The 17,370-nt window shown below is 65.9% G+C and carries 17 protein-coding genes; 8 read left to right on the top strand and 9 right to left on the bottom strand.

Annotated elements, in window-relative coordinates:
- From AC6H42_RS26820 to AC6H42_RS26800, 5 genes are all read left to right on the top strand, one after another.
- The coding region (locus AC6H42_RS26820) for a hypothetical protein (RefSeq protein ID WP_497549336.1) at nt 1–430 on the top strand (430 nt) is incomplete at its 5' end.
- Nucleotides 427–1,143, top strand: coding sequence for a C39 family peptidase (locus AC6H42_RS26815; RefSeq protein WP_057156921.1), 717 nt, complete (start codon nt 427–429; stop codon nt 1,141–1,143). The genes AC6H42_RS26820 and AC6H42_RS26815, both read left to right, overlap by 4 nt.
- A 10-nt stretch (nt 1,144–1,153) precedes the next feature.
- Nucleotides 1,154–1,624 (top strand): hypothetical protein, encoded by a 471-nt coding sequence (locus AC6H42_RS26810; protein WP_057156922.1) that lies wholly within the window; start codon nt 1,154–1,156, stop codon nt 1,622–1,624.
- A 10-nt stretch (nt 1,625–1,634) separates the two neighbouring features.
- A complete protein-coding gene (locus tag AC6H42_RS26805) occupies nt 1,635–2,978 on the top strand; it encodes an acetate kinase (protein ID WP_497549335.1) in 1,344 nt (447 codons plus the stop codon).
- Between the two features lie 80 nt (nt 2,979–3,058).
- Nucleotides 3,059–4,015, top strand: a complete 957-nt coding sequence (locus tag AC6H42_RS26800) for an MBL fold metallo-hydrolase (protein WP_057156924.1) — start codon at nt 3,059–3,061, stop codon at nt 4,013–4,015.
- A gap of 29 nt (nt 4,016–4,044) precedes the next feature.
- Here AC6H42_RS26800 and AC6H42_RS26795 read toward each other — a convergent pair whose 3' ends face one another.
- Nucleotides 4,045–4,629, bottom strand: a complete 585-nt coding sequence (locus AC6H42_RS26795) for a chromate transporter (RefSeq protein ID WP_057156925.1) — start codon at nt 4,627–4,629, stop codon at nt 4,045–4,047.
- A complete protein-coding gene (locus AC6H42_RS26790) occupies nt 4,626–5,219 on the bottom strand; it encodes a chromate transporter (RefSeq protein ID WP_057156926.1) in 594 nt (197 codons plus the stop codon). The genes AC6H42_RS26795 and AC6H42_RS26790 overlap by 4 nt, the downstream gene beginning before the upstream one ends.
- A 96-nt stretch (nt 5,220–5,315) precedes the next feature.
- Here AC6H42_RS26790 and AC6H42_RS26785 point away from each other — a divergent pair, with 96 nt between their 5' ends.
- Complete coding sequence (locus AC6H42_RS26785; RefSeq protein WP_057157311.1) at nt 5,316–5,525, top strand: hypothetical protein; 210 nt, start codon at nt 5,316–5,318, stop codon at nt 5,523–5,525.
- Nucleotides 5,526–5,909: 384 nt separating this feature from the next.
- Here the strand turns inward: AC6H42_RS26785 and AC6H42_RS26780 are convergent, their stop codons facing one another.
- The 3 genes from AC6H42_RS26780 to AC6H42_RS26770 all read right to left on the bottom strand — a co-directional run bounded on the left by AC6H42_RS26780 (nt 5,910) and on the right by AC6H42_RS26770 (nt 7,567).
- Nucleotides 5,910–6,602, bottom strand: coding sequence for a PAS domain-containing protein (locus tag AC6H42_RS26780; RefSeq protein WP_082552008.1), 693 nt, complete (start codon nt 6,600–6,602; stop codon nt 5,910–5,912).
- A 73-nt stretch (nt 6,603–6,675) separates the two neighbouring features.
- Entirely contained in the window at nt 6,676–6,855 is a 180-nt protein-coding gene (locus tag AC6H42_RS26775; RefSeq protein WP_157201054.1) for a hypothetical protein, read from the bottom strand.
- A gap of 70 nt (nt 6,856–6,925) precedes the next feature.
- Nucleotides 6,926–7,567: a hypothetical protein gene (locus AC6H42_RS26770; RefSeq protein WP_057156927.1), complete on the bottom strand. Its 642-nt coding sequence runs from the start codon at nt 7,565–7,567 to the stop codon at nt 6,926–6,928.
- Between the two features lie 109 nt (nt 7,568–7,676).
- Between AC6H42_RS26770 and AC6H42_RS26765 the strand changes: the two genes are divergently transcribed.
- Entirely contained in the window at nt 7,677–10,787 is a 3,111-nt protein-coding gene (locus AC6H42_RS26765) for an NAD(P)-binding protein (protein WP_497549334.1), read from the top strand.
- Nucleotides 10,788–10,983: 196 nt separating this feature from the next.
- Here the strand turns inward: AC6H42_RS26765 and AC6H42_RS26760 are convergent, their stop codons facing one another.
- Nucleotides 10,984–12,069 carry a DNA topoisomerase IB gene (locus AC6H42_RS26760; protein ID WP_057156929.1) on the bottom strand — a complete coding sequence of 362 codons (1,086 nt, stop codon included), beginning with the start codon at nt 12,067–12,069 and terminating at the stop codon, nt 10,984–10,986.
- Between the two features lie 80 nt (nt 12,070–12,149).
- Nucleotides 12,150–15,176 carry a hybrid sensor histidine kinase/response regulator gene (locus AC6H42_RS26755; RefSeq protein ID WP_497549333.1) on the bottom strand — a complete coding sequence of 1,009 codons (3,027 nt, stop codon included), beginning with the start codon at nt 15,174–15,176 and terminating at the stop codon, nt 12,150–12,152.
- An 88-nt stretch (nt 15,177–15,264) separates the two neighbouring features.
- Here AC6H42_RS26755 and AC6H42_RS26750 point away from each other — a divergent pair, with 88 nt between their 5' ends.
- Nucleotides 15,265–15,891: a LysE family translocator gene (locus AC6H42_RS26750; RefSeq protein WP_200954025.1), complete on the top strand. Its 627-nt coding sequence runs from the start codon at nt 15,265–15,267 to the stop codon at nt 15,889–15,891.
- On the opposite strand, the gene AC6H42_RS26745 is transcribed toward AC6H42_RS26750, so the two are convergent.
- Both AC6H42_RS26745 and AC6H42_RS26740 read right to left on the bottom strand, forming a co-directional pair.
- Entirely contained in the window at nt 15,875–16,621 is a 747-nt protein-coding gene (locus tag AC6H42_RS26745) for a YceI family protein (RefSeq protein ID WP_057156932.1), read from the bottom strand. The genes AC6H42_RS26750 and AC6H42_RS26745 overlap by 17 nt on opposite strands.
- 218 nt (nt 16,622–16,839) lie before the next feature.
- Nucleotides 16,840–17,370 (bottom strand): methyl-accepting chemotaxis protein (locus AC6H42_RS26740; RefSeq protein WP_497549332.1); only part of this gene is annotated, 531 nt, incomplete at its 5' end.

The following is a 17,370-nucleotide window of genomic DNA, read 5'->3' as shown; positions in this document are numbered from 1 at the left end:
GCCGGCCGCCGAGCAAGCGGCCGGCGTCGCGGGCACCGTTCCGCTCGCGCCGCGCGAAGCCGGTGCGGCCGGCGCCGTGGCCGCAGCGCCGTTGGGTGCGCCAGCCGGCGCTCCTGCCGGCGCCCCTGCCGGCGCCCCTGCCGGCGCCCCTGCCGGCGCTCCTGCCGGCGCCCCTGCCGGCGCCCCATTCGGCACGCCGCTCGACGACCGCCTGCTGGCGGTGCTGCGAGGCGGCAGCGACACGCCGTGGAGCGACATGAAGCTGAACGGCGCGGTCAGCGGCAATAGCGCGGTTTCGGTCGCCACGGGCGCCAATCTCATCACGGAAGGCGCGTTCAGCAGTGCGTCCGGCCTGCCCATGGTGATCCAGAACTCGGGCGCCAATGTGCTGATCCAGAACGCCACCATTGTGAACGTGCAGTTCAAATGAGGACGCTGCGCACAGCCCGGCGCATCAGGGCGTGGCTGGCGCCGGCGGCGGCTGCGCTGCTGGCGCTGTGCCTGCCGGCGCCGTCTTCACTGGCCGCTGACCTGGCCGGGGCCGACGGCGCCAGCTATGCGTTGCGTATTTCCAGCCTGAAAGAAGTACGCTTCCGTTCCACCGTGCGCCAGCAGTTCGACTACAGCTGCGGTTCGGCGGCGGTGGCGACACTGCTGACCTACCATTTCGACCACCCCGTCTCCGAGCAGGCGGCGTTCCAGCAGATGTATCTGCACGGCGACCAGCAGCGCATCCAGCGCGACGGCTTCTCGCTGCTGGACATCAAACGCTACCTGGCCAGCCTTGGCTACGCGGCGGACGGCTTCGAGCTGCCGCTGGAGAAGCTGGCCGAGGCCGGTTTGCCCGCCATCGTGCTGGTGGCGGAGCGGGGCTACCACCATTTCGTCGTCGTCAAGGGCGTGGCCGGCGGCCGCGTGCTGCTGGGCGATCCGGCCGGCGGCACGCGGGCGCTGCCGCGCCGCCAGTTCGACGCCATCTGGCAGGGCGGCCTGCTGTTCGTGGTGCACGGCAGTCCGGGCACGCCGCGCTTCAACGCAGCCGCCGACTGGCGGGCCGCGCCGCAGGCGGTGCTGGCCGGCGGCATCGAGCGCGACAGCCTGCTGCGCCAGACCCTGCCCAAGTTGGGCGACGGCAATTTTTAAGGAGTGCGCGATGACCCATCTGCGCTGCATCGCCGCCTTGTGCGGCTGCGTTTTTTCCGCCGGGGCGGCGGGGCTGCCGCCCGGCTGGACGCCGGTGCCGGACCAGACGCTGGAGGAGCGGCGCGGCGGTTTCGACACCGGCAGCGGATTGCTGGTTTCGCTGGGCGTCGAGCGGCTGGTGGCCATCAACGGCGGCACGGTCGCCAGCAGCCAGTTCCATATCGCCGACCTGGCGCGCATCACACCCGGCGAAGCCTTGCAGGCGCAGGCCGCCATCCAGCCCCTGCTGGTCCAGAACGGCATGGGCAATGCCGCCCCCGCCGGCGTCCCGGCGTTGTTTATTCAGAACACCGTCAACGATCAACTGATACAGAGCCAGACAACGATCAATGCAGCCGTTTCCAGCTTATCTATGCTGACCAGTACCAATTTTGAAAGCAGCATGCGCGTTGCGCTGTCGAGTGCGCTCGCGCCCAGATAAGGAGGAGTGCATGCGCCTTGCAAATGTATTGCGCGCCGGCTCGGCCGGCGTGTCGATGATGGTCTGTATTACGCTGGCCCACGGCCAGACCGCCGCGCCCGGCACCGCCGAGCTGGCGCTGGAAATCGAGGCGCTGAAACGGCAACTGGCCGAACAGCGCGCCCTGCTGCAGCAGTTGCGCCAGCAGATTGCGGGGCAGGCGGGGCAGCCGCCAGCGCAGCAAATGGCGCAGCAGCCGATGCAGCAGCCGATGCAGCAAGCGGCGCAGCCGGCGCCAGGCCCGCAGCCCGCTCCCAGGCCGCCGGTGGCGCAACAGCCTGCGGTCCCGCAACCCGCAGCGCGCCAGCGTGACGGCGCGCCGCCGGCGGTCGGCCAGGCGCCGCAGCGCGACGGCCGTCCGCCGGAGGTGGCGCCGCTGTTCGAAGCCCCCGGCGTGCTCACGCCCAAGGGCGGCTACGTGCTGGAACCGTCCTACCAGTTCGGCTATTCGTCCAGCAACCGGGTGGTGCTGGTTGGCTACACCATTATTCCCGCTTTGCTGATCGGCCTGGTCGACGTGCGCGAAGTCAAGCGCAACACCATGACCGCCGCGCTGACCGGCCGCTACGGATTGACTCCGCGCACCGAGCTGGAACTGCGCATTCCCTACGTCTACCGTTCCGATTCCACCGTAAGCCGCGAAATTTTCACCGGCACGGCGGTGGAAAACGTGTTTGCCACCAGCGGCCGGGGCCGCGGCGATGTGGAACTGGCCGTGCGCCACCAGCTCAACGCCGGCGGTCCCGACCAGGCCTACTATGTGGCCGGCCTGCGCCTGAAAAGCCGCACCGGGCGCGACCCGTTCGAAGTAGTCACGGACTGCGTGCAGCGCTGCGTCGGCCCCAACGCCACCGGCACCGGCCTGCCGCTCGACCTGCCCACCGGCTCCGGCTTTTACGGCCTGCAACCCAGTATCACCTGGCTGTACCCGTCCGACCCTGCCGTGCTGTTCGGCAGCGTCAGCTACCTGCACAATGTGCAGCGCAGCGGCGTGCGCCGCCTGGTGCGCAACGGTGAATTCGAGGACCTGGGCAGGCTGAAACCCGGCGGCGTGATCGGCTTCAACTTCGGCATGGGACTGGCGCTGAACGAGAAGACCACCCTCAGCCTTGGCTACAGCCACGACTCCATCAGCCGTACCAAGCAGAACGGTGTGCCGGTGCCGGGTGCGGTGCGCACCCAGCTTGGCACCTTGCTGATGGGCTTTTCCTATCGGATCAGCGATAAGCGCGCGCTCAACGTCTCGGTGGGCGCCGGCCTCACGCGGGACACGCCCGATGTGACCCTGTCGGTGCGCTACCCGGTCAGTTTCTGAGCGCCGTTGTTGCTGTTGCACACGTATCGTATTTTTACGATATGATGTGCAATTCAACAACATTCATCGAAAGAGCCACCATGAATTCTCGTCGCATTCCCGCCGCCGTGGCCGTCGCCATTGCCGCCATCCTGGGCCAGGCGCCCGCGTTCGCCGCCGCGCCGCTGGCCAAGAGCCAGGCCCCCGGCTACTACCGCATGATGCTGGGCGACTTCGAAGTGACCGCGCTGAACGACGGCACGGTGGACCTGCCGGTCGACAAGCTGCTGCACGACAAGCCGGCCAAGACCAACCAGGCGCTCAGCAAGTCCTTCCTGAAAGCACCGCTGGAAACCTCGGTGAACGGCTACCTGGTCAACACCGGCAGCAAGCTGGTGCTGATCGACACTGGCGCGGCCGGCCTGTTCGGCCCCACCCTGGGCAAGCTGCTGGCCAACCTGAAAGCGTCCGGCTACCAGCCGGAGCAGGTCGATGAAATCTATATCACCCATTTGCATCCGGACCATGTGGGCGGTGCGGCGGCCGCCGGCAAGGCGGCTTTCCCGAACGCGGTGCTGCGCGCGGACAAGCACGACACCGATTTCTGGCTGAGCAAAGTGAACCTGGAGAAAGCGCCGGCCGACAAGAAGGGTTTCTTCCAGGGCGCGATGGCGTCGGTGTCGCCTTACAGCGACGCGGGCAAGCTGAACCCGTTTGAAGGCAATACCGAGCTGGTGCCGGGCATCAAGGCCGTGACCCGCTACGGCCACACGCCGGGCCACACCACCTATGTGGTGGAAAGCCAGGGTCAGAAGCTGGTGCTGCTGGGCGACCTGCTGCACGTGCAGGCCGTGCAGTTTGACGATCCATCGGTGACCATCGACTTTGACAGCGACAGCAAAGCCGCGCTGGCCCAGCGCAAGCTGGTGTTCGCGGAGGCGGCCAAGCAAGGCTACCTGGTCGCGGCGTCCCACCTGCAATTCCCGGGCATCGGCCACATCCGCAGCCAGGGCAAGGGTTACCAGTTCGTGCCGGTGAACTACACCATTCCGCGCTGAGGCGGAACCGGCTGGGCTGGCAGCCGGATTTAAACCAGCTGGAACCAGCCCAGCGCCGCGCCGCCCGCCAGCAGCCACAGCAAATGAAGGCGGGTGCGCCAGATCACCAGGCCGGCAGCGGCCGACAAGGCCCACAGCGGCCAGTGCGCTGCGGTGTCGGCGTTGGCGGTGGCCAGGATGATGCCGGTGGAAACCAGCAGGCCGACCACCACCGGCGCCATGCCCTGCTTGAACGCGCGCACGCCGCGCCGTTCGCGGTTGCGGTGCAGCCACTGCGCCGCCAGATACGTCAGCGTCGTGCTTGGCAGCATGATGCCGGTCATGGTCACCAGCACACCCAGCACGGCGGCTACCCAGCTGCCCGCGTTCAGTCCCACATTCCAGCCCATCAGCGCCACGAACAGCACGTTCGGGCCCGGCGCCGCCTGCGCAATGGCAATGGCGTCGTTGAACTGCGCCGGCGTCAGCCACTGGTGCTGCTCGACGAGGTAGCGATGCATTTCCGCCGTGGTGGAGATGGCGCCGCCGATCGACATCAGCGACAGCAGCAGGTAGTGGCCGAACAGGCTGATCCAGTCGCCCAGGCTCAACACGATGTGGATGGGGGGAGTCATGCCTTGATCCTGCGGTAGGTGAGGGCGCAGCACAGGCCGCCAAGGCCCAGCAGCACATAGGCGAGCGGCACGCGCAGGAAGGCCACCAGGGCCACGCCCAGCACGGCCGCCGGCAGGCTCCAGGCCAGCGGCAAGGGGTGCTTGCGCAGCGCTGTCGCAAGCTTGAGGCCGGTTGCCCCTATCATGCCCGCCGACACCGCCGCCATGCCGCGCAGGGCGCCTTGGACTCCCGGGTGATCGGCGTAGTGCGCGTGCAGCACGGCCAGCATCAGCACCACGAGCAAGGGCACCGCCAGCATGCCGGCCAGCGCCGCCATGGCGCCGCGCAAGCCGAAATAGCGCGCGCCGATTACCAGCGACAGGTTGACCACATTGGGGCCAGGCATGATCTGTGCGACCGCCCATTCCTCCAGGAACTCCTCTTGCGTCAGCCAGCGCTTGCGTTCCACCATCTCGCGCTGGACCACGGCCAGCACGCCGCCGAAGCCTTGCAAGGCCAGCAAGGTGAAGGAAATGAAGAGGTCGCTTAGCGACTTGGGCCGGGGCCGCTGCGCATCCGTTTCAGGAGGGAATTCATTGCTGGATATCATCCTGCCATTATCCTTGACTTTGGGATTTATTGTTCGATACTCCTTTCACCGGGCTTTACCGGCCCGCCCGACCTGTGAAGGATGATGATGGATGCAATGACACTTCCTGCCCAGTCCGAGAGGCTGGCGCCACCTCAACAGCGTTCGGATGAGCGCTGCAGCGAGATCGTGAACAAGGGCATTGCGGTGCAGAACTGCTTTAGCACCTTGTGCGCGATCGAGTATCTCAAGTCCAACAATGTCCGGCCGGACGTCATCGAGCGCGTGCTGCTGCATCCCGATCTGCGCCGAAAATTCCCCCATTAAGTCTTAATTCCCGCAATTTCCGCCCGCTGCCGCAGCAATGCCCCGGCGGGCCGACTTATGCACAAAAATTGGTAATAAGAAAATGCGCAAAAATATTTTGCGGACCCTTTGCTTCTTGAGCTAAGTGATTGATTTTTAAGGGTATAAAATCTGCCTTTTGAATGGGCAGTTTGTTGAAAAGCCCATAGATACGGGCTGTCTGGGCTGTCAAGTGGCCCTTATCCACAAAGTTATCCACATTCGCTGTGGATATCGGAAAAAGCGCTTCAGAATCCGCCACTTAGCGCAACGGCGAAGAACGATGGGGGTGTGTACGGGGCAAGATGCGGGGAGTTCCCGGCGAGATAACTACTGTACGAGCATACAGTGATTTGTCGAGGCGGCTTACCGGCGCTCCTCGCCGGCGTCGTCCGCAACCGCGCTCAGCACCAGTTTACGGCCCAGCAGCGCCTCTTCAGGGGCACCCAGCAGCGCGGCCGCCAGGCCGTTCAGTCCCAGGATGCGGCGCTGCTCGTCCAGCACGAAGCGCACACTGTTGTCGAGCTGGGCCTGGAGTTCCGCCAGGTGGCGGTCCGCCTCCACCAGGTTGGCGTAGCCGCGCAGCGAGGAGATCACCGTGGTGAACAGCTTGCGGGTGGTGAGGTCGCTTTTGCACCAGAAATCGTTGATGTCGTAGTCCAGGATGATGCTGTGTTCCAGCGCCTGGCCGGGCTGGCCGGTGCGCAGCACGATGCGCACCAGCTTGTTGTGCAACTCGTCGCGGATCTGGCGCGCCACCTTCAGGCCCGCCTCGCTGGTTTCCATGATTACGTCCAGCAACACCAGCGCCACGTCCGGTGTGGTGCGCAGGATGTGCAGCGCCTCGTCGCCGCTATAGGCGTGCAGGAAGCTCAGGCGGCGCCCCTGGAAGCAGGCGTTGCTGAGAGAAAATTTGGTGACCACATGGACATCCACGTCGTCATCGACGATCAGGACGCGCCAGGGCGCGAGGACGGGCGCGGGGCCGGACTGGTCCGCATTGGCAGGCATATCTTCTTCTATCATCCAGTCGGCGCTGGTATCTTCTTTCACGTCCATGCACAATCCCGTGGGCTAGTAAAACTGTGAGTGCATCTGCTTCCGTCAACACTATTCCTCGCCTGCATTTTTGTCAAAGGATTCTATCGGGCACTTCCCGGCAGGTGAAAAATATTTTTTCAACTGGCAAAAAACCAGTCCATGATGCGTCCAGATGCCTTTCCAAGTCGTTGATTTTATTGAGTTTAAAAACTGCCTGCCAAACTGGCATTTTATTGAAACCCGCACCAGTGCTGGCTTTGCGGGCTGTCAAGTGGCACTTTTCCACATCGTTATCCACAGTTGATGTGGATAAGCTGAAAAAGCGCTTTAAAAACGGCTCTTTACAGCCGCTTCTTCAAGTTCTCCAATTCCGCCATAAAACGGTCACAGGCCAACGCCGGCGGCCACGGCTCCCAGGGGGCGCCGCCGTAAATGGCGTGCAGCGGATCGGTTTCCAGCACGCCGGCGCGTATCTTCAGCGTCCGCCGCACCTCCTCGGGCGACCAGCCCACCACATGCACCGCCTCGCTGGCGGCCGCCAGGCGGTCGGCCTTTTTGTGGATGCGGTGCTCGGCCGGCGTCCAGCCCGGTACCCCGTAGCGCAGAAACACCGCGCGCTCGAGACGCTGGCTCAGCGCCCGAAAACTGTCGCCCAGGAACGGTTTCAATACCGAGATGCAGTCGAAGCCCAGCAAACCCTCCTCGGCGTCGTGCAGCAGTTCGCGCAGCTCCAGCACCGGGTTCATCGGCTTGCTAGCCCAGCCGCGCCGCAGCTGCAGCACCGACAGCGAATGCTGGGCAACCGACAAGGGTAGCGGCCACGCCGAGTGCCCACCCCAGCGGTAAGTGCGCGCCAGGCCCAGGGCGAGGTCGCCATCGTCCCAGTCGAAGGGAGTGGGATCGAGCAGGTCCAGTCTCTTTCCGGAAGGCATGCGGACCCAGGCGCGGGTCTGGTCGCGGGTGTGGTGATTAACGCGGCTCATCCCGCATTGTAATCCGGCCACGCCCATTATGGAAATTGGTATGCTTTAGAGCAATACTGTGCATTTTTGCAATACACTGGCGGCTGTCCTTACCTACTCTGGAGACACCATGGCGGCACGTCCTTCCTACCTCTATCCCGGCGGCTCGGTGATGATGCATTCCCCGCTGCAGCTGAAACAGTCCGATATGTACGGCTTTTTCGTCAAGGGCGACCTGGCCAGGCTGCAGCGCACGCTGGACGCCGGCCTGAACGCGGTGGCCAACGGCCGCATGCGCTTCCAGGCGCTGTCGCCTTACGTGATGCTGACCTTTACCCGCGTCAACCATGCCGACTCGGCGGTGGCGGCGGACCAGGCCAAGGGCTGGATCTCGGAGGTGGACATCGTCACCTGGATCATGACGGGCGCGATGGACGCGCAAGGCAAGCTGGACCATATCTACTGGTATCCTTGCCACATCTTCGTCGATGACGCCATGGCGCTGATCAATGGCCGCGAGCTGTTCGGCTATCCCAAGTACTTGTGCGAGTACGAGATCCCGGAGGCGGGCGCGGCGCCGCTGCGCTGCTCGGTGGCGGCCAAGGGCTTCCATCCGTTCTCGCCCGACACGCGGATCGCCATGCACCCCTTGCTGGAAGTGAACGCCACCGAAAAGACCGGGCTCGACAAGCCGATCGGCAGCGTCGCCGACCTGCTCGAGGAAGCCATCACCCTGTTCCTGTCGCTGCCGGACTTCTTCAATATGGACCAGGACGGCTGGGACGACGTGCTGTCGCTGCTGCGCAACCCGCGCATCGACCAGCTTTTCCTCAAGCAGTTTCCCGACAGCGCCGGCATCAAGGCCGTGTACCAGGCCATCGTGGCCGCGCCGGCGGAGATAGACACGCTGCACAGCGCGCGCCTGCTCGGCTACGAATACGAATGCGTGCTGCATGCCTTCGACAGCTTCCCGCTGCACGAAACGCTGGGCCTGCAGCTGGGGCCGCAGCCAGCGATCCTGCCGTTCAACGTGAAGTTCGACTTCACCGCCATGCCAGGCGAGGAGCTGGTGGACAACTCCAGCATCGCGCCGGAAAAGATCGCCGTGCTGGGCGGCGGCGTCGGCTCGATGACGGCCGCCTACTACCTGACCGACCAGCCCGGCTGGCAGAACCGCTACGACATCACGGTCTACCAGCAGGGCTGGCGCCTGGGCGGCAAGGGCGCCAGCGGGCGCAATCCCGCCATGGGCGAGCGCATCGAAGAGCACGGCCTGCACATCTGGTTCGGTTTTTACGCCAACGCCTTCCGGATGATCAAGGCCGCCTACGCCGACCCCGGCCGCACGCCCGGCCAGGCGCTGGCCACCTGGCAGGACGCGTTCAAGCAGCACGATTACGTGGCCCTGTCCGAGAAGGTCGGCCAGGAGTGGCGCAGCTGGTCCATCGTCTTCCCCACCTTGCCGGGCGAGCCGGGCGAGGGCGGCGGCGACGTCACGCTGTGGCAGATGGCGGTGGCCATGGTGGGCTGGATCGAACAATGGCTGCGCGACGTGCGCGCTGTGACTGCCGGGCTGGAGCACCAGCGGGAATTGCCGCGCGGCGACAGCCTGCCGGACTGGCTCCACAACATGGCCGACGCCGTGCGCGGCGAAGCGCTCGACCTGGCCGGCGACGTGGTGGTGTCGGCCGGCGCGCTGCTGGCGCTGGTGAGCAATTTGTCGCCGGATGCCAGCCTGCACGAGCGCGGCCAGCACCGGCTGCTGTCCAATTCGCTGGGCGGCATCCGCGCCTGGCTGCACGCGCGCTACCGGCAGTTAATCGACGGCAATGACGACCTGCGCCGCATTTTCATCTGCCTGGACCTCGGCATCACCGTGATGAAAGGCATGTTCGAGGACGACGTCTTCTCCGAAGGCTTCGACGTCATCAACCACATCGACTTCCGCGATTGGCTGCGCAAGCACGGCGGCGACGAGGAATACAGCGTCAACTCCGCCCCGGTGCGCGGCTTTTACGACCTGGTGTTCGCCTACGAAGGGGGCGATTTCGGCAAGCCCAACGTTGAAGCCGGCACCATCTTGCGCTCGATGGCGCGCATCGGCCTGGCCTACAAGGGCGGCATCATGTTCAAGATGCAGGCCGGCATGGGCGACACCATCTTCACGCCGCTGTACGAAGTGCTCAAGGCGCGCGGCGTCAAGTTCGAGTTCTTCCATAAGGTAGACGAGCTGGTGCCGGACGGCGAGACTGTCGGCAGCATCCGCATGACGCAGCAAGTCAAGCTGGCCGGCGCCGAATACGACCCGCTGGTGACGGTGAAAAATCTGGGCTGCTGGCCCTCCGCGCCCAACTACAAGCAGCTCGACCCCGAGCAGGCCGAGCTGCTGCAGGTCAAGGACATCAATCTCGAATCGCACTGGAGCGACTGGCCGGCGGTGTACAGGGAAGCGTTCGGCCAGGAGCTGCCGCAGCGCGTGCTCAAGCGTGGCGTCGATTTCGACAAGGTGGTGTTCGGCATCTCGGTCGGCTCGCTGCCCGTGGTATGCCCGCAACTGCTGGCGCGCAGTCCCAAGCTGCGCCTGGCTGCCGAAAAAGTGCAGACCGTCGCCACCCAGGCCTACCAGGTCTGGCTCGACAAAGACCTGGCGCAGATGGGCTGGACCCACCAGCCCGGCGGCCAGCAGCCCGTGCTGAGCGGCTTCACGGAGCCCTACGACACCTGGGCGCCGATGGACCAATTGCTGTGCCGGGAACAGTGGCCGGCCGGGCTGGAGCCGAAGAACGTCAGCTACTTCTGCAGTGCGCTGCCGGTATCGGACTATCCCCCGATCAGCGACCACGGTTTCCCGGCGCGCATGACGGAGGTGGCCAGGGCGGGCGCGCTGAACCAGGTCGGCAAGGATCTCTGCGCGCTATGGTCGGCTGCCGGCCCGTCGGGCGCCTTCCCGTGGCAATGGCTGATCGACCCGGCCGGCGGCAGCGGGCCGGCGCGCTTCGACAGCCAATACTGGCGCGCCAATGTCGACCCTTCCGAGCGCTACGTCATGTCGGTAGTGGGCAGCACCAAATACCGCCTCGCCACGGACGAATCGGGCTTTAGCAACCTCTACTTGACGGGCGACTGGATCAAGACCGGGCTCAACGCCGGCTGCGTCGAAGCAGCCGTCATGGCCGGCATGCAAACCTCGCGCGCCCTGACCGGCCACCCCGCCACCATCCACGGCGAGACCGACTTCTAAAACGTGCCGCCAAGACAAATGGGGTCAGGGTTAATTATTCCGGAAATATTTCTTGAATAATTAACCCTGACCCCATTTGTCGTTCCGGAAATATTGGAAAAATTTCCTGGCTAGTTAACCCTGAGCCTTTGTCGATTGGTCGCTTCAGAAATATTTCCCAAATAATTAACCCTGACCCCATTTGTCGGGGTGGCAACTAGGGGTGCAGGCGGCGCTGGAGGAGGGCGAGCACGGCGGCTTCTTCGGGGCTGAGGGCGTGCAGGTCGGCGCTGAATTCGCGTTCGGTGCTGGCGCGCAGCGCGGCCATGTCGCCGCCGTCGAGGTAGGCTTCGATGACGGCGGGGTGGACGTAGCATTTGCGGCAGATCGTGGGCGTGTTGCCGAGCTTTTGCGCCACCGCTTCGATCGCGCGCACGATGTTTTTCTTGGCCTGCGCCTCGCTGTCGAAGCGCTCGAACTCTTGCAGCGCGAGCGCCGCCAGCACCGTGCCGTACCAGGTGCGGAAGTCTTTGGCGGTGTAGTCCTCGCCGCTGATGCTGCGCAGGTAGTCGTTGACGTCGGCCGAGCCTATGCTGTGCGTGGCGCCGTCGTCGCCAACGTACTGGAACAGCTCCTGGCCGGGCAGCTCGCGCGTGCGCCCGATGATGCGCGCCAGGCGCCGGTCATTGACCGTGACGCGGTGCTCCACGCCGCTCTTGCCCCGGAAGTGGAATTCGACCGCGCTGCCGTCTATCCGCACGTGGCGGTTGCGCAGGGTGGTCAGGCCGAAGGATTTGTTTTCGCGCGCGTACTCTTCGTTCCCGACCCGCATCATCGTCACTTGCAGCAGGTGCACCACGGTGGCCAGCACTTTTTCACGCGGCAGGCCGGGCAGGCCGAGGGCGGCGTCCACCGCCGCGCGGATGCCGGGCAGGGCGCGGCCGAAGGCGAGCATGCGTTCGTATTTCACGTCGTCGCGCACGCTGCGCCAGCGCGCGTGGTAGCGGTATTGCTTGCGCCCGCGCGCGTCGCGCCCGGTGGCCTGCAGGTGGCCGTTGGCCTGCGCGCAGATCCAGACCTGTTCCCAGGCCGGCGGGATGGCCAGCGCCCGGATGCGGGACAGCGTGGCGGCGTCGCGCACCGGCTTGCCGCCGGCGTCCACATAGCGGAAGCCTGTGGCGCTGCGCCTGCGCGCAATGCCGGGCTGCTGGTCGCCCACGTAGCGCAGCCCGGCTGCCTTGGCCGCTGCGGGTGCGTCGGCCGGTGGCAGGGGACTGTTGGCGGAGGGCGTGTCGCGTTTCATCGCTGTCCTTGTGGATGGATGAGACGATGGTAGGGGCTTTTCGGCGGGAATTCCGTTCCCTGCCGCACATAGTCCGCGGCTTATTCGGCGGCGACCCGGGCTTCGGCGGCGCCGCGGCTGCAGCCGCGCAGGTCGGTGCAGGCTTGCTCGAGGGCGGCGGCGACTTCGGGCAGCGAGTCGATCACCAGTTGCAGTTCGCCGGCGGCGGACAGTTTTTCCAGGTCGTGGCACAGGCTGTGCAGGCCGGTGTCGCTGAGGTAGCCGGCGCTGCCTTTGAGCGCGTGGAAGGCGGCCGACGCGGCGTGGCTCTTGCCGCTGAGGGCGGCGTTGCGGGCCACCTCCAGCCGGCGCGGCGCCTCTTCGAGGAAGGCCTGGGTGATGCGCTGCATGTGTTTCGGCGACAGCCCGGCCAGCGGCATGATGCCGATTTTGCCTTGCGCTGCAGCGCCGCCGCTGGCCGGCTCGACTCCGAACTGCGCGGCCAGCTCGGCCTCGGAGGGCGCCGCAGTCGCCCCATGCGCCGCTGCGCCGGCGGGCGCCGGGCCGGGCGCGGCCAGGGTGTAGCCGGAGTTCCAGGTGCTGCCGTCGTGCGCGGCGGGCTCGGGCGGCGGCTCGGGGGCCGGGCCCAGCGGCGGCAAGGTGCGGCCGCGGCTGAGCAGCTGGGCGATGGTCTTCTCGATCTGGTCGTACAGCAGCCGTTCGTCCACCGGCTTGCTGAGGAAGCCGTCCATGCCGACCGCCAGATAGCGCGCGCGGTCGTGGTCGCTGGCATTGGCGGTCAGCGCGATGATGGGCACGCTGGTGTCGCGCACCCGGTAGTCTTCGCTGCCGCCGCGCCGCACCAGGCGCGCGGCCTGTTCACCGTCCATGGCCGGCATGCGGCCGTCCATCAGCACCAGGTCGTAGTCGCCGGCGCTGAGCGCTTCCAGCGCTTCGATGCCGTTTTCCACCAGCACCACGTCGTGCCCCATGGTTTCCAGCAGCGTGCTGATGATGATCTGGTTGGTGCGCACGTCCTCGGCGCACAGGATGCGCAGGCGGTAGGCGTGGCGCTGTTCGCGCGGCGCGGCCAGCACGTCCGTCTCGGGCGGCACGCCCAGCGTCAGCGGCAAGGTGAAGAAGAAGGTGGAGCCGACGCCGGGCTGGCTGGCCGCGCCGATGTCGCCGCCCATCATTTCCACCAGCTCCTTGCAGATGGCCAGCCCCAGGCCGGTGCCGCCGTAGCGGCGCGTGGTGGACATGTCGGCTTGCTCGAATTTCTGGAACAGCCGTCCCAGCGTGGTTTCGCTGATGCCCGGCCCGGTGTCGCTGATGCTGAAGTGCAGCATGGTGACGCCGCGCTTGTCCTTGCCGGCGGCCGCTTCCAGCCGCACTTCGCCGCGGTCGGTGAACTTGATGGCGTTGCCCAGCAGGTTGAGCAGGATCTGGCGGATGCGGGTGGGGTCGCCCAGCACGTAGCGCGGCAGGTCCAGCGCCAGCTCCCGCCGCAGCAGCAGGCTCTTGGCGTCGGCCTGCGCCTGCAGGATGCCGATCGCTTCGTCGATCAGGGTGCGCAGGTCGACGTTGATGGTTTCGATCGACAGCTTGCCGGCGTCGATCTTGGAGAAGTCGAGGATGTCGTTCAGGATGGCCAGCAGGGCCTCGCTGTTTTGCAGGCCGATGCGCAGGTATTCCTCGGTGCGCCCTTGCACGGTCTGGTCGCGCAGCGCGAATTTAAGCATGCCGATCACGCCGGCCAGCGGGGTGCGGATGTCGTGGCTCATGGCGGACAGGAAGTCGATGCGGTGCCGGCTGACGATTTCGGCGTGCTCCTTGGCCTCGGTCAGTTCGGCGGTGCGCTCGTTGACGCGCTGCTCCAGGTGGTTGCGCAGCAGGCGGATCTGGTCGGCCAGCGCAAACGCCAGCAGGATGCCGTCCAGCGTGCCGCCCAGCAGCGTGAACAGCTGGGCGTTTTCGACGGCGGCCGGAATCAGGCCGACATTGGCGGGCAGGATCAGCAGGCCGGGCAGCATCAGCGCGACGAAGCCGAGCACGAAGAAGCGCGCCGGCTGGTAGCCCTTGCGCCACACGATGATGCCGCTCACCAGGGCCATGCTCATCCAGATCATGATGGCGACGGTGGCCAGCGTGTGCGCCCAGCTCAGCGCAATGAAGCAGCTCGGCAGCAGCACCAGCGGCAGCACGATGTTGATGGTGCTGAGCTTGTAGAGCATAGGCGAGGTGTCGCGCAGCTGCAGGAAGGTGCGGTAGAACAGTGTGCTCAGCACCGGCAGCAGGAAGAAGGGAACGTAGTGCCAGTGCAGGTTGTGCCAGTCGAACAGGTCGGCTGGCAGGTGGAAGGTCAGGCCCCAGCCGGCCGCGTAGCACAGCACGTACAGCGAGTAGTACAGCGGCGAGCGTTCGCGCGTGTAGCTGTAGATGAAAAAATTGAAGATGCCCAGCGCGAGCAAGGCGCCGATGGAACCGATGATGAGGAAGTTTTCGCGCGCCACCAGCTGGCGGTAGGCGTCGCGCTGGGTCACGGCGAACACCGGCGTGCGCGCGTAGTAGGGGCTGCTAAAGCGTATCAGCACGTCGTAGCTTTCGCCCGGCTGCAGCTCGATGTCCTTGCCGTAGTGGAGCAGGTATTCGTGCGGCGCGCGGTAGCCGGACTGCAGTTGCTGCAGCGCGCCGTCCGGACCGTAGATGCGGGTTTCGACGGCGTCGATCAGGGTGTCGTTGGGGTCGATCACCCAGGCGCTGTGGCGCGTGTCGTTGCGCAGGCGGGCATGCAGCCAGTAGCCGCCGCCGAGCAGGTCGACGTCCTTGGCCGGTGTCAGCGTGGCCAGGAAGGCGGGCAGCTCGGCGGCGCCGGCCGGGAAGGGGGCGCCGGCGCGGCCAGCGTGGTACAGGCGGGCGCTGCGCATCAGGTCCAGCGCGCGCGGGCCGGTCAGCACGGCCTGGCCGATGCGGGTGTCGGCCGCGACCGCCTGGCCCGGCGCGCCCGCTTGCGTTTGCGCGGGGGCGGCCAGCATGGCGCACAGCACGGCCAGGGATAGCAAGGCAGGCAGCAAACGCGAGGCGAACAGTGCAGTGTAGCGTATGAAAATCTTGCTGGCTGTACTCATGTTGTTTGCCAAAGGCATCGCGCTGGGATAGTAGAATGGCGTAAATCTTGCCTTATTCTAATCGACTATTCATGGAATCCCTATTTTGATGATCGCTCCCGAACAAATAGTTGCCTTTCTCGCCGCCGCGGTGGTGATCACTGTGTCGCCCGGCCCGGACAACCTGATGGTGCTGGGCGTGGGCATGTCGCGCGGACGGCTCAAGGGCATGGTGTTCGGGCTGGGCTGCGCGCTGGGCTGCCTGACGCACACCCTGCTGGCCACGCTGGGCGTGAGCGCGCTGATTGCGGCCTCGCCGCTGGCGTTTACGGCGCTGAAGGTGCTGGGCGGGGTGTATTTGATCTGGCTGGGCTGGGGCGCGCTGCGCAGCCCGGGCGGCGCGCGCGTGGAGGGCGGCGGCTTGCCGGACGAATCGCTGCTGCGCCTGTTCGGCAAAGGGCTGTTTGCCAACAGTATCAATCCGAAAGTGGTGCTGTTCTTCCTGTCCTTCCTGCCGCAGTTCGTGGTGGCGGGCAACGGGCCGGTGAGCTGGCAGACTGCGCAGCTGGGCCTGCTGTTTACTTTGCAGGCGTGCGTGCTGTTCGGCTTGCTTGGCTATTTCTCGGGCGCCATCGGCAAATGGCTGAACCGCAGCCCGCGCGCCGGGCTGTGGATGGACCGCGTGGCCGGCACCATTTTTGTGGGCCTGGGCATCCGCCTTATCGTGGCGCGCTGAGTTTCCCGCCCACCGCGCTGATGTTGAAGCTGAGCTCGAGCTCGTCCTGCACGGCGAGCGCGCCGCCCATCACCGAAAACGGCTTGATGCCGAAGTCGCTTTGCTTGAGCCTGAACGTGCCGCTGGCGCTGACGCTGTCGGCGCGCGCGGTCAGCGCCGCCGGGATGGCGTAGCGGCGCGTCACGCCGTGCAGCTTGATGTCGGCCTGCAAGGGGCCTTGCGGGGTGGTCACCGCTGTCACTTCCACATAGGGATATTTTTCCGCGTCCAGCACCTTGGTCAGCATATTGCTGCGGGTGCCGGCGATGGCGTCGGCCGTGGTGACGCTGGGCAGCCCGGTTTCGGCGCGCAGCGCGCTTTCATCCACGGTTAATTGGTCCAGGCGGAAGCGGAAGCTGGTACTGCCCGGCTGGCCGTCGGCGGGCGCCGCGGCCTGGCCTTCGATGTGGCGGCTGGCCACCACGTGGTCGTGGCCCAGCTTGGCGAACAGGCCGCCGCGCCGCACCACCACCAGGATGCGGGAATGGCGGGTGTCGATCTGCAGCGGACTGGCGGCGGGCGCCGGCTTGGCCGCCTGGGGCCGTGGGGCCGCCGCGGCCCTGGTCGGGGCTGGCGCCGGGACGGCGGCTGCGGCGGGCGGCGCTGCCGGCGGCGCAGGCGCACAGGCGCCCAGCAATACTGGCAGGAGAACGGCGGAGAATGTGCAGATTGCTAGTGGCTTTTTCGTCATTGTGACTTTTCGAGAGTTTTGCCGGCATTGCTTTGTACTAATCTATGCCTGTGAGCATGAGTAAGCAAGAGCAACCATAGCACCGATGACTGTGCGCTGTCATTTCCCTGTCATAACGCTGTGCGATGATGGTGCTGCTCAAATCTCTCCCGATTTGGATCCCTTGGCCCGCAATGCAACACATTGCGGGTTTTTTTTGTCCGCGCAGTCGCGTACGCTTACCTGAGCTGGAACACGCGCACCACCTGCGCCAGCGCGGCCGCTTCCTGCTGCAGCGAAGCGGCCGCGGCGGCCGCCTGTTCCACCAGCGCCGCGTTCTGCTGCGTCACTTCGTCCATGCGCGTGATGGCCGTGCTGACCTGGGCGATGCCGGCGTTCTGCTCCTGGCTGGCGGCCGAGATCTCGGTCATGATGCCGGTCACGTGGGCCACGCTGGAGACCACTTCGTCCATGGTCGAGCCGGCCTGCTGCACCAGCTTGCTGCCGGCTTCGACCTGTTCGACCGAGGCGTTGATCAGCTCCTTGATTTCCTTGGCCGCCGCCGCGCTGCGCTGGGCCAGGTTGCGCACTTCGGAGGCCACCACGGCGAAGCCGCGCCCTTGTTCGCCGGCGCGCGCCGCTTCCACGGCCGCGTTCAGCGCCAGGATGTTGGTCTGGAAGGCAATGCCGTCGATGACGCTGATGATGTCGACGATTTTGCGCGAAGACTGGTTGATCGAGCCCATGGTGTCCACCACTTGCGACACCAC

Source organism: Massilia sp. NBRC 108631 (genome assembly GCF_059704565.1).
This window is presented reverse-complemented; position numbering and strand designations above follow the sequence as displayed.